The following is a 12,615-nucleotide window of genomic DNA, read 5'->3' as shown; positions in this document are numbered from 1 at the left end:
AGGAAAGCCGAGAAGAGACTGGCTAAAGAACAGCAGAAATTGTCCAGGATGCAATTCAGATCAAACAATTATCAAAAGCAGAAGCAGAAAGTGAACAGGATTCACAGGAAAGTTGCTGCTGCAAGAAACCATTTCTCGCATTGCCTGAGCAAACTGTTGGTGGATAAATACGACCTGATTGTATTTGAAGATCTGAAAATAAAGAACCTTGTCAAAAACAATAGATTAGCTAAATCTATCTCCGATGTAAGCTGGAACAAACTGATCCAGCACGTAACATACAAATCTGCTGAAAGAGGAAAGATTGTAGACAAAATCAATCCCAACAACACTACCCAGGTCTGTTTTCATTGCGGAACTAAAAAGAAAGAGAAACTGAAACTAGAGGACAGAACGTTCCACTCCAGTAATTGTGGATTAGAGATCGACAGGGACTTCAATGCTGCTATAAACATTCTGACAAAATCATCACACTATGACTCAGCAAAGCATACCGTGGGGCTCGCGGGAATGAACGGCTGTGGAGATGGTACCTCTACGTCCGGTCTCGGTACCGGTTCGCAAGTACCGTCTATGAATCAGCAAATGCTCAACCTGATAAAAGGTTGAGGCTCTCAAGGTTCAAGAGAACTCCACGATTTAGCCGTGGAAGAGCAGTCAGAAAAAGTATAAAAGAAGGGTTACCCTATATAAAATTAAAATGATGTAGTCATTTTTCGCTTTGTTGCTGGAAATGAGCTACAACGCAATCAATTCGCTTAATTGATTAAAAATAAATCAAATATTATGCATTTTATACCGCTAATTTAATTTCCAGTTAAAATATTTATATAAAATCCTGGCCATCGCAACCTTTATTTTGTCAACGATGAAGTCGAGTAGTACATCAAAGGAATATAATTAGTTACATTTTTGTATTAGTAAAAATGTTTGTAATCATGTAGGTTATAAATTTATATCGCTAACCCTAGTTTAAATATTAACCCTGTTCAATAATTTGTGGATTTTACTTTTAAATATCAAGTAAGCGGCTGTGGTCTAGTGGTCATGACAGAGGCTTCCCAAGCCTCTAACCCGGGTTCGAATCCCGGCAGCCGCATGTTTTTAATACATTATATTTTTAATATACTTTTCTTTAAATGTTTATCAATAAAAACCCCGGCAACAATTATCATCATCACAATTGATAATAATTTTATACCCGTTGATGAAAAATCCGTACCTATCAATAGTGCATGTATAGATACCATGTAGAATGCCAGATAATTAAAAAGGTGCACTGTTTTCCATGTTTTGGATATTTTCTTCCTATAGACTGCACTGACTGCTCTCCCACGAGTAAACAGGCTGTCCAACAATTAATGTTAAAGTGGATATATTCTACAAAGGGACCTACCACGTAACGTAAATTATCAGTTCCAATCGTTTCTCTTATATCAAGTGACAGCATCCGTGTCTGGTTTTTGGATCATCGGAGAAATGCCATTAATAAATAAACTAATCTTTATTATATATTTATTTAAATGATGGATAAAATAAATTAATATTATCGAATTGTCGGACAAGCTCTAAACTCATGGGCTTTCTCTACCCCTGCAACCCTTCTTCGTAAGCATATTTATGATAATGTCGATCTGGTAATTACCACAGGTAATGCTGTTTCATGGCCTGATGAGGTTCTTGTCGCAACGATGCTGAAGATGTATGATAAGTTCTGGATGAAGGGTGAAAAATCAGTAATATGAATTTTAATCAGACTACATATTAAACTATTTTTAAATTCAGTTCTCCAAAGTCAAAAAACCAGAACAACTATATAAAATATAGATAATTTAGATTTGAGAGTGTGGATTTGCAATACATCAGACATATGCAATGGTGATTAGCCACCCAACCTGTATAACTCCCCCCAAATTACAGATTGGGCAGATAAGACCAATTTGACTACTTTAAACCACATCTCCCCGATGGTTAAGTTAAACCCCCACTCAACCATTAGGATGCTCGTCCACTACTTCAAAACAGATGTAGAGTTTTTCCCTCATTCTCTACTTCTGTATCTATCCTTTACTATGAAATTATAAATATATATAATAAATGATGCTTTTATTTTTCAAGCGTTAAAATTTTCAACTGCTTCGAAATAATTGTTGGTTATCCATTATTAATTAATTTCATTTAATTTTTATCAATTGTTTTCCAATAGGTTACATAGTTTGTACAAAAAATTAAAATAAAATCTTAAATTATAAATATAATAATTATTATGTTCGTTATAAATTCATTTCACTAACGTTTTCATATTATTGAGTTTAGAAGGCTTTATTACATGGAACATGAGGATGCAAAACTAGTATTAGAACATACAGATATACAATATTAGTATCTCATCGATGAAGAAACCTATACAGAAGTAAATAAAGCTCATGCTGATTTTTTAGGATTTGAAAAAGGTGAATTGAAATCTGCAAACCTTTTTGATATTTTTAGAAAAGATGAAGCAGAAAAATGCTTGGATAATAATAAAACCCTTATAAAAAACAAAGAAAAAGTTTTTCATGAACAATGGATTCAAAATCGTGATGGTTACAAGAGATATCTGTCTATAACCAAAGAACCAGTATTTGGTTCAGATGGCGGTATAAAATATATTGTAAGTTCTGCCAGTGATATAACCGATAAGAAAATAGAATTAGATAGATTAAAAGAAAAAGAGGGCAATTACAAAGAAATTTTTGATAAATCATTGAACGGTTTTGCGCTACATAAAGTTATAACAGATTCTGTAGGAAACCCCATAGATTATGTTTTTTTGGATGTAAATATTGCATTTGGAAACCTTATAGGATTAAGTCCAGAAAACATTGTCGGAAAATGTGTAACTGAAGTATTACCAGGGATTGAAAGTACTACTTTCAAAGAAACTTACGGAAAAGTAGCATTAACCGGAGAATCCATTAAATTTGAACAATATTCCGAACCATTAAAGAAGTATTACGAAATTTTGGCTTATTCAACATCCTATGGATATTTTGTTACAATATTTAACGATATAACTGATAGGAAAATCGCGGAAAACGAACTTAATAAAAAAAACAAACTTTTATCCGATGTTTTCGAAAGCATACAAGATGGATTAATTGTACTTGATACAGATTTCAATATAAGGTACGTGAATAATATAGTTAGGCAATACTATAAAGAAAATTCACCATTTGAAGGAAAAAAATGTTATTCTGTATTTCATAATAGAGATAAACCATGTAAACAATGCCCAACTCGGCGGTGTTTAAATACTGGAAAATCAGAATTTGAGATAATCAATGCTAATACATCAACAGAAAACAAATGGGCTGAGCTTTACAGTTATCCTGTTTTTGATAACTCAAATGAGAATATATCCTATGTAGTCGAGTTTATACGTGATATCACTGAACGCAAGAAAGTTGATGAAAGGTTATTAGAAATTGAAGAAAGCTTCTATAATCTTGCTGAAAATGCGCCTATAGGGATTTTAACATGTGACAAAGATGGTAATATAGAATATGTCAATCCAGAAATTGTGAAAATGATGGGATCCCCTGGTGAAGAATACACTAAAAAAATCAACGTTTTAAAATATCCACCTATTGTTGAAATTGGTTTTTCAGAATCAATAAAAACTGTTTTGGACACTGGGATTACAATTAGTTCTTTTGAAAAAGAATATGTATCTAAATGGGGAATATACGCCTGTTTAAGAGCTCACGTCTCACCTTTAAAAGATACCAATAATGATATTAGAGGAGCTCAAATCATAATGGATGATGTGACTTCTAACAAAAGAAATGAGTATAAATTGCAGGAATATGCCAAAGAACTTGAAAATCTAAATGAGACAAAACAGGTTTTTGCAGATGTTTTAAGACACGATTTGTTAAATCCTATAGGCATTGTTAAAAACTATACAGATATTCTCTACAAAAAAGAAATAGATGAAAGTAAACTTTGGATATTAGACAGGATTAGAAAAAGTAATAAAAAAGCTCTTAATTTAGTTGAAAATGCTGGAAAACTTGCAAAGATAGAATGCATGGATAATATAGAATTTGATAATTTGGATTTAGTTAAATTGATCAACAGCCTTTTAGATGATTTTAAGAGTGACCTTGATAACAAAAATATAGATATTAGTTTTATATGTAATGAAAGTTGTTTTGCAAAAGCTAATTCAACGATTAAACAGGCATTATCTAATCTTATTGATAATTCTATAAAATATAGTCCACCTGATAGTTCTATACTATTAGATATAGTTAATAGTGACAATTACTGGAAAATCAAGATAAACGATTCTGGACCAGGAATACCTGATTCTGAAAAACCCTATATTTTTGACAGGTTCAGACGTTCTGGCAGCCAGAATATAAATGGCAGTGGACTTGGGCTTGCTATAGTTAAAAAAATTGTAGATTTGCATGATGGTGATGTGGGTATTAATGACAATCCAAAAGGCAAAGGTTCTGTATTCTGGATAACAATTAAAAAGTCAAATTAAAAGATATTAATCCGTATGTTTGGGTATTGTAAAAGTAAATTTACTTCCACTACTTAGTTCACTTTCAACTTCTATATCTCCACCATGCATCTCTACCAATCTTTTTGCTAATGTAAGCCCGAGACCTGTTCCCGAATATCGACGGGTTGAACTCGAATCAACTTGTTTGAATGACTCGAAAATTTCTTGTTGCTTATTTTCTGGTATACCGACGCCAGTATCTATAATCGAAAATTTGTAATCATTTTTCGTCTGGTTTACTTTTATATCTATAGAACCTTCATTTGTAAATTTTATAGCGTTGTATAAAAGGTTATAAATCACCTGTTTGAGTTTTAATTCATCAGCATATATATACCGCATATCTGAATAAAATTTTTTGTCCAAATTTAATCCTTTTTCAGATACGAAAGGATATAACGTTGATATCTGTTCATCGATAAGTTTGTGGATATCTACTTTATTCCAATCTATTTTGAAATTGCCTGATTCTATCTTTGACAAATCGAGTAAATCATTGACAAGGTCCAGTAAATTCTGTCCGCTATTATAAATTTTATTTAGATATTTTTCTTGATGAACATTTAGTTCTCCCAATTTACCATTTAATAGTACATTTGAAAAACCTATGACAGAAGTAAGTGGAGTACGCAGTTCATGGCTCACATTGGCGATAAATTCAGTTTTGACCTGATTTGCAGATTCAGCCTCCAGTTTTGCATTAATTAGATTATCCTCCGCCACTTTTCTCACAGATATATCACGGGAAAAACCAATTATTGCAGGTTCACCATCCAGATCAATACGGGTTATTTTTACTTCTACAGGATAAACCGTTCCGTCTTTGCATTTATAAGATGTTTCTATTCTATGAGAGCTATTCGGTGATAAATTATCCCAGTATTTTTCTCTTGCAATATCTATATCAATTGCATTTGGATCTATATCGGTGATATTCATCGATAGCAATTCACTTTTTGTATAACCAAGGTCTTCACACGCAAGTTCGTTTACATATATGATATCCCCATCAAAATCATGCACTATAATGGCATCCACTGCCTGTTCAACCAGTGTTCTGAAACGCTTTTCGCTTTCAACCAACTTGTTTTCAGTTACCTTGCGTTCTGTAATATCTCTTTCAATAGTCAGTATATATTTATGACCATCTAGTTCTACTGATACAGAATTTGCTTCTACAAGAAAAATTGTACCGTCTTTCGTTTGGTGAGTCAGTTCTCCTTTGAACCATTTACCATTAACAATTTTCTGGATTCTTTTGGGGTAGTCATCTGCTGAATCTTTAGAATTAAGATCCGTTATATGCATATTTAATATCTCATCCAAGGAATAACCATGCATTTCTGCTGCTTTCTGATTTGCATCAACAATATATCCAAGGTTATTGTAATCACTATCCAAGATAAAAATAGCATCATCCGCGCTTTCAAAAAGTAATCTGTATCTTTTTTCGTTGGACTCTGCTCTTTTTCTTTCAGTAATATCACGTGCTATGCTCAAAATTGCAGGTTGACCTCTATACTGGATAAGTTTAGAATTTATTTCAACTGGTATTCTGGTTCCGTATTTTGTAATATGTACAGATTCAAATGTTATCTGTTTGCTCTTTGGTATCTGGTCTATCAGATTTTCGATTTTTTCAGTATAATCCGGTGCATCTATATCATGAGGTTTTTTTGAATGTAATTCACTTTTTGTATATCCCAGCTTTTGAGCAGCAGTATCATTAACCTCTAAAAGATGGCCATTTAAATCAAGGACAAAAGCTTCGTCATTCATGTTATTGAAAAGATGATAAAAATCTACGACGTTTTCCCGGGAAAAAACAGTTAAATTACTATTTTCAGGTTGTGAGATTACTTCCTCTAATTTGGCTGTTTTTTCTCGAAATGATTTAAGTTCTTTTATCAATTCGTTTTTAGATTTATCTTCGTCTTTCATCCAGAATTACCTGTATAATAATCGAGAGGGTATAAGGCGGGTGAAAATGTATAATAAATATTAGGATTCGATTTAACGTTATCCTAAAATCCACTATTTTACATTATAAATAGTTAATGAATATATGGCTCCAATCAAAAAGCTCAAATTAATAAAAATTTACTAACAGAATTTAAATAGAAAAATTTGTAATGTTTATAATCTCTTTTTATTAAGAGATTACAATGGGAGTTGCTAAAAAATAGATAAACGAATGGGGCTTGAGTGGGGGCATAATCCAATCGTTTGCAACTCCCTTAAACATAGTCAAACATGGATATATTACTAAATATTTTTGATTTATATCTGGTTTTGAACTATTAGTCAATGTTTTTTAAGTTAAAGCTCAATTTTTATGTCCACACGTATCAAGTCCCTTTTACCATTCTGGAACAGAACTTTGAGGTTGGACCGTATAATTCTTCACATCTGGGACAATGTCTGGCCGTCAGCTACCAACGACTGCAGTAAAGTCGTCGGCTTGTCAGGTTGAGCTGACAATTTAATTCGAGAGAAGGCTGGTCGCTTTTCAGGTTCAAAAGTAACCCTTATTCTCTCTGGTCTGCTGACGAGACCTCTATCGGTTATCCTGTTTATACAGGAATCACCGACTACTTTTCTTAAGATATTCAATGCACCATTAACATCGTATCTCTCTACCAATAATTTGCTCAGACATTGCGAGAAATGGTTTCTTGCAGCGGCGGCTTTCCTGAGAAATCTTGGTGGTTTGACAAAATCATGGTTCTGGAAGGATGAGAGCAACAATATTTCAAATGCAAATGGGGAGGTATACTGGACTTACAAATCATTCAAAAATGTCAAGGAAATCAAATCTTTCGCTTATCCTTTGGAGAATATTAAAAATACAACAAATATTAAAGGCAAAATAATTGACAGGTTAGTTCAAATAGACCCAAATGTTTTTTGATGGTCAGTTCAAATTCAATTTAGTGAGTATTAAATATGCTGAAAAAAGTAAAAGTAGTAAGCGATGGATTTTCGTTTACCATATGGATTGATGGGGAGATTATTGAAAATGTTCCTAAAATATCTGTTGTTCAGAGTACCGCTCTCCCCAAGGACTCGAATGATGAGACTATAACTACGATAAGTTATGGAGGATATGACCCTGAAGACTTCATGAATATAATCGAAGGTCCATACTCATATTCTTATTTAGAAAGTTCTGGCAAGAAAAAGAATATCGATAGGGAGATAATAGACATTTACGGAGAATTAATGTACTATTATCCATCATCAAGATGATTTTGCGATGGTTTCTGAAAAATATTCATTTATCTTTTCTGTTTGGCCAGACATATTGATAATCGTCTGACACATTCCAGTTGAATCTGGAGTAATATCCATAATTTTTTCTCAATAGATTGCTTTTATGTGAATCGTGGAAATCTTTACTCCCGAGCCATTCGGGGAAAACCAGTTCATTCCTGTTGACCAGCATAAAAGGCATATTGTTTTCATATCCCCTTTTGATCCATTCTATCAAAATCGTGTCATAATAAAATTTCAAAGCTTCTTCATGATTTATCCACATTTGTACAGCTGGATGATTGTACCATCTATCACGTTCCCGAATCAGGTTTTTTAATATCTGATAAGCTTCTACACGCTGTTTTCCTAATCTCCTATAATCCAGAGATTTCGCTGATTCTATAAAACTTGGATATGGTAAAAATGTCTGTATTTAGAACCTCCCTTATCATTTTAAAAAATATTAAATGTAGAAACCGCATATGTTAAGAAAACGATAAACCAATATGAGGCTATATGAAGTTATTATTTACAACGAAATTAACTTTTATTAGACCATTCCCTTAATTCGATACTAATTCCATCTGGGTCTTGGATTTCTGCTCTCTTAGTACCTCCAAGGTCTATGGGACCCCAAGTTACTTTTACATTCTGGTTTTCAAGATATTCAACTGCTTCGTCCATATCATCAACTTCAAGAGCCATCATCCTGTAACCTATTCCCCAGTAATTTACAATTGATTCTTTGTTACCTTCAACCTGGAGCAGTTCCAGCATGGTGTCCCCTAATGTCAAATAAGCTATCTGTTGTAGAGGTGGCATATCCACTTCCTGTCTCTGCCAGAGTTTGAAGTTTAATACATCCTGATAAAAGTTCAAAGCTTTTTCAAAATCAGTCGGTATAATCTCAACATGGTCAATTCGTTTAAACATTTTTAATCCCCTCCCATAATAGATAGGTCCTTATCAGATGTTTAATCAATACTACTTATTTCTTCTCTTTCCTAATAAACAATAGAATAGCGATTCCTAATATACCAGCAAGTAATACTGGATCAGTAGCAGGTACACCGGTCCAGTGGTCATAACCGAAATATTGGTAAGAATCGTTGCTTTTTACAGTAGCATTTTCAATCTTTGTACCATCTAGGCCTTCATATCGAACAATTACGAAAGTGGGGCAACAGTGGTATTGAATTTGTAAATCCTGAATATACCTCGCAGGATTGCAGTAGATGTGGTTATCTGGGTATTAGAAACGATGAATCGTTCAAGTGTCTTCATTGTGGGCACGTTGGCCATGCAGATGTAAACGCGGCGTTTAATATAGCTATGCGCTCCGGTGATCAATGCGGTGCAGACAGAGATGTATCAGATGGGAGTACTGGCGCCCTGCAAGTGGCAACGGTGTAACGCCCACTGACCACAGAACCTCACGGATTTATCCGTGGGAGTACGTCAGCTTTCGATAATCCTGTAAAAACAAGGTACCATCGGTGCATGGAATAACCATGAGCATAATGAAGCCAATCCATAGTGCTGGTGAATCTTGAAGGAATACAAATCCAAGTATAAAAGCAAGTAATGGATTAAGTATAAAATTGATAGCAAGACTTATCCCTGCAAACTTGAAATTTCTAAACGAATTTTTGAGCTGGTTAAGAGGTATCTGTAAAAACATACCACACAGCATTATGATAAGAAACGGGACAATTAAAAACTCAGCATATATTCCAACAACAGGAATTTACCCAAGGAGCAACCCTCATATTACTGAAGCTAAAATAACCAATGACTGGTATTTTTCAAATGAGTCCATTTCTATTCATAATTTTTTATTTTTGGTGATATAAATGATTGGTCAAAAAAGCCAATCAATGTAAAACTTTGTGATAGTATTATTTGCTTTTTCCAATCGCATCATCAAGGAGTACAGATATATCCTTTATCTGTATATCCACACCCATATTCTCTGATACACCACTTATATGATAGATACAGAAAGGGCAGTAAGAAAGCATAAGGTCTGATGTTTCCTTGGATTTATTTACTGATAGCATGGCTATATCTGCTGATGTTTGAGGATAATTTGGTTTTAAACCTGCAGGTGCCCCGCAGCATACAACTTCACCATCAAAGATCTCAGTGGTATCAACACCTATCTGTTTGAGAATATTCCTTGGACTATCACGCATGTTTTTCAGATGACAGGCATCTATAAGGGGTGCTGAAATGTTTACTTTATTTTCCAGAACTATTTTTTTCTCATCAAGAAGCTCTTCAAACACTGCTACTGCTGGAACTATCTCAAACTTCGGTTCCCTGTAGAATTTTGGATAGCTATCTTTGATTGTTCTGTAGCAACCAGGACAGGAAACTATAAGTTTTTTAATTCCTAGTGATTCAATATAATCGATGTATTCTCTGGCATGCTTTTTAATCTCTTCGAAATGACCATTATCTACAAGGAACAGGCCACAACATTTTTCCTTGTCCATCAGCATAGGTTCAATACCTGCAGCATTCAAAACCCTGATTGTAGACCTTGCTATCTCTGGTCTGGCATGAGCTATCCAGCAACCTACCATGTACCCTATCTCTGAACTTTCTGCTAGTTTTAAATCATCACTTACCCAATCAAACCTTTTTGAATCATCTCTTCCACCAGGGTTATTGTGCTGGAGTATATTCTGGACTATATATTTTGTTTTATCCGGTTCTCTACCTTGCTTTGCAAGTATATTTCTTTCATACTGTATTATATCCTTAATAGGTATATCTACAGGACAAACATCATCACATGCACCGCATCTTGATGAGAGGTAAATATTATCAAATTCTTTTTCGCTCAGTTCTTCTCCTGATTCTACTTTAGACAGGAGCTCAATTTTACCCTGTGGGGTGTATTCATTACCTATAACCTTTGTAACTGGACATACGTCCCAACACTTTTTACAGTCGATACAGGATTCAACTGCTTGTTTGTAATCACCCATGATATTACCTGAATTTTTAATTTATATTAGTAGATAATTTTATGAATCAACCTATATGTTCTGAATTATATATAATAAACCCTGTTATCTAACAAAACGACTTAGACCTTATCAATAGTGTTGTTTTGTCAACAATATTGATAATGGTCATTTATCTCATTATAATTAATTTTAGCAGTTAAAATCATTTAAATTTTTATTATTATCGATTAACTTTCCAATCTTTAATTTTGCAATCACCCTGCCAAAACGATTAAGTAATATTTTATCATCGGTTTTAAATATCAGATATCGCGTAACAATTGTAATTTTTTTGTAAAAGGTAAAATCCAAAAAATCATTCTAGACCCGAGTGTACTTTTTGGTCAAGTTATAAAAGAACATGTTATGTGATATTTGTGTATTTATAATTTTTAGATAAGAGATAACGGAGGAAGAGTATGGAAGTTGGATTAATCAGATGTCAGCAAACAGAGGACATGTGTCCGGCTACAACAGATTTTAAAGTGATGAAAGAAAGGAAACTTGCATTTGAAGGAATTGAGGGTCAGCTACCAACGACTAAACAGCCTGTCCAACAATCCTTAATTAAGTTATAATATTTCACCGGTTAAGCTTTGAAGTTTTTGTTATTCTACAATACAATGATTGATTTTGAATCAATCATTTGTATTACCCGGTATTCAACCAAACCTTTTTCAGGTTTATAGCAGCACATACCAGGTTAAACTCGTTTTTAACTGAATTCAATCCCCTTGTAATAAATTCCCTGAACCTTAGATTTTGTTTGTAGTTTCCTATAACCGATTCCACAGTATATTTTCTCTGTTTAAAGATTGATTGCGCTTTATCAGTACTCATCTTTTCTTTCAGTCGTTTCCTATCCCGAGATAGATGATTAACCTTCAGTTGCCTGATTCTATTTTTTCTATTTGTACACTGTTGATTTGATTTACAGTCTCTGCAATGAGTACCTCTATATACCCAACGTTTTTGAGACCTTTTTTCGTCATATATTTCATATGAATATTTTAAAATCCGGTAGTCAGGACAGATGTACACATCCCTCTGCTCATCATATATAAAATTAGAAACATTGAACCGGTTTCCTTGTTTACTTTTTCTCATCTTTTTTATGTTATCTTTATCGGATTGTTCCGGTATATAAGGGTCTAAATCTTTTTGTTTCAAGTATTGTACATTTATCTCATGAATGTAACCACTATCAGCACAAATCTTGGTCCCTTTACTTAATCTTCACAGTACTTTTCAACAAGTTCAAGTTGTGGTTTAAGCTGATGAGCATCACTTCTTTGTTGGCATACATCATTAGCAAGTATAATGCCACTCTTGTGGTCTACAGTAATCTGAGTGTTATATCCCAGTTCGATTCTACCCTTCTTGTTCTTAATAAACCTTGATTCAGGATCAGTTAAACTAAATCTTCTAACATCATCTTTAACGGATTCGTACTTAGCTATCTTTACGTTATCTAGGTGTTTCAAGTTTTTATCCTGATTTGCATTATTAAGCTTATCAGCATACTTCTTACAGACAGACTTAACTCGGTTTTTGCCGTTTTCATCAAGCTGGTCATAGCCTCTGCAGTCTTGTAATTGTTCATCTTCGAGTTCATCAGTTGCAATGCTTTCTTTCAGCATCTTGTCGATGTGATTTTCGATAACATCCAGTTCATTTCTTGTAACAGTACTGTTATTGGATGCAGACGCTTTAACTACAGACCCATCGATACTCATCTGTTCCATCCCCACAGACCCGACTTCTCTGGCAACAGTGACAGTGTTT

The 12,615-nt window shown here is 33.8% G+C and carries 12 protein-coding genes, 1 tRNA gene and 2 pseudogenes; 6 read left to right on the top strand and 9 right to left on the bottom strand.

Translation table 11 applies throughout. The features are described from left to right. Positions 1 to 609, top strand: a 609-nt coding sequence (locus QZ276_RS08430) for a transposase (protein ID WP_292487081.1), incomplete at its 5' end; no start/stop codon positions are given. Between the two features lie 418 nt (positions 610 to 1,027). Then, a tRNA-Gly gene (locus QZ276_RS08425) sits at positions 1,028 to 1,099 on the top strand. A gap of 13 nt (positions 1,100 to 1,112) precedes the next feature. On the opposite strand, the gene QZ276_RS08420 is transcribed toward QZ276_RS08425, so the two are convergent. Continuing rightward, entirely contained in the window at positions 1,113 to 1,355 is a 243-nt protein-coding gene (locus QZ276_RS08420) for a hypothetical protein (protein WP_292487079.1), read from the bottom strand. A gap of 1,034 nt (positions 1,356 to 2,389) precedes the next feature. Between QZ276_RS08420 and QZ276_RS08415 the strand changes: the two genes are divergently transcribed. Further along, positions 2,390 to 4,537, top strand: coding sequence for a PAS domain-containing sensor histidine kinase (locus QZ276_RS08415; protein WP_292487087.1), 2,148 nt, complete (start codon positions 2,390 to 2,392; stop codon positions 4,535 to 4,537). A 6-nt stretch (positions 4,538 to 4,543) separates the two neighbouring features. On the opposite strand, the gene QZ276_RS08410 is transcribed toward QZ276_RS08415, so the two are convergent. Further along, positions 4,544 to 6,499, bottom strand: a complete 1,956-nt coding sequence (locus QZ276_RS08410; RefSeq protein WP_292487077.1) for a PAS domain-containing sensor histidine kinase — start codon at positions 6,497 to 6,499, stop codon at positions 4,544 to 4,546. A 462-nt stretch (positions 6,500 to 6,961) separates the two neighbouring features. Further along, positions 6,962 to 7,186, bottom strand: a pseudogene (locus QZ276_RS08405) (hypothetical protein); the annotation flags it as partial. Between the two features lie 318 nt (positions 7,187 to 7,504). On the opposite strand from QZ276_RS08405, the gene QZ276_RS08400 reads away from it, so the two are divergent. After that, positions 7,505 to 7,807: a heterotrimeric replication protein A subunit gene (locus QZ276_RS08400; protein ID WP_292487075.1), complete on the top strand. Its 303-nt coding sequence runs from the start codon at positions 7,505 to 7,507 to the stop codon at positions 7,805 to 7,807. Positions 7,808 to 7,832: 25 nt separating this feature from the next. Here QZ276_RS08400 and QZ276_RS08395 read toward each other — a convergent pair whose 3' ends face one another. Both QZ276_RS08395 and QZ276_RS08390 read right to left on the bottom strand, forming a co-directional pair. Beyond that, the gene (locus tag QZ276_RS08395; RefSeq protein WP_292487085.1) at positions 7,833 to 8,246 is read right to left on the bottom strand and encodes a pyrimidine dimer DNA glycosylase/endonuclease V; all 414 of its coding nucleotides are present in this window, start codon (positions 8,244 to 8,246) and stop codon (positions 7,833 to 7,835) included. A gap of 107 nt (positions 8,247 to 8,353) precedes the next feature. After that, a complete protein-coding gene (locus QZ276_RS08390; RefSeq protein ID WP_013193840.1) occupies positions 8,354 to 8,746 on the bottom strand; it encodes a VOC family protein in 393 nt (130 codons plus the stop codon). Positions 8,747 to 8,950: 204 nt separating this feature from the next. Here QZ276_RS08390 and QZ276_RS08385 point away from each other — a divergent pair, with 204 nt between their 5' ends. Beyond that, positions 8,951 to 9,226 carry a zinc ribbon domain-containing protein gene (locus QZ276_RS08385; RefSeq protein WP_292487071.1) on the top strand — a complete coding sequence of 92 codons (276 nt, stop codon included), beginning with the start codon at positions 8,951 to 8,953 and terminating at the stop codon, positions 9,224 to 9,226. A gap of 28 nt (positions 9,227 to 9,254) precedes the next feature. Here the strand turns inward: QZ276_RS08385 and QZ276_RS08380 are convergent, their stop codons facing one another. Beyond that, on the bottom strand, positions 9,255 to 9,494 hold the full coding sequence (locus QZ276_RS08380; protein WP_292487069.1) for an arsenic resistance protein: 240 nt from the start codon (positions 9,492 to 9,494) through the stop codon (positions 9,255 to 9,257). Positions 9,495 to 9,711: 217 nt separating this feature from the next. Continuing rightward, positions 9,712 to 10,809, bottom strand: a complete 1,098-nt coding sequence (locus tag QZ276_RS08375; RefSeq protein WP_292487067.1) for a (Fe-S)-binding protein — start codon at positions 10,807 to 10,809, stop codon at positions 9,712 to 9,714. A 440-nt stretch (positions 10,810 to 11,249) separates the two neighbouring features. Between QZ276_RS08375 and QZ276_RS08370 the strand changes: the two genes are divergently transcribed. Further along, positions 11,250 to 11,408 carry a CGGC domain-containing protein gene (locus QZ276_RS08370; protein WP_292487065.1) on the top strand — a complete coding sequence of 53 codons (159 nt, stop codon included), beginning with the start codon at positions 11,250 to 11,252 and terminating at the stop codon, positions 11,406 to 11,408. 73 nt (positions 11,409 to 11,481) lie between these two features. Here QZ276_RS08370 and QZ276_RS08365 read toward each other — a convergent pair whose 3' ends face one another. Next, complete coding sequence (locus QZ276_RS08365; RefSeq protein WP_292487083.1) at positions 11,482 to 12,045, bottom strand: transposase; 564 nt, start codon at positions 12,043 to 12,045, stop codon at positions 11,482 to 11,484. 14 nt (positions 12,046 to 12,059) lie between these two features. Then, positions 12,060 to 12,615 (bottom strand): annotated as a pseudogene (locus QZ276_RS08360) (IS5/IS1182 family transposase); the annotation flags it as partial.

This window comes from Methanohalobium sp., assembly GCF_018609725.1.
Classification (GTDB): Archaea; Halobacteriota; Methanosarcinia; order Methanosarcinales; family Methanosarcinaceae; genus Methanohalobium.
This window is presented reverse-complemented; position numbering and strand designations above follow the sequence as displayed.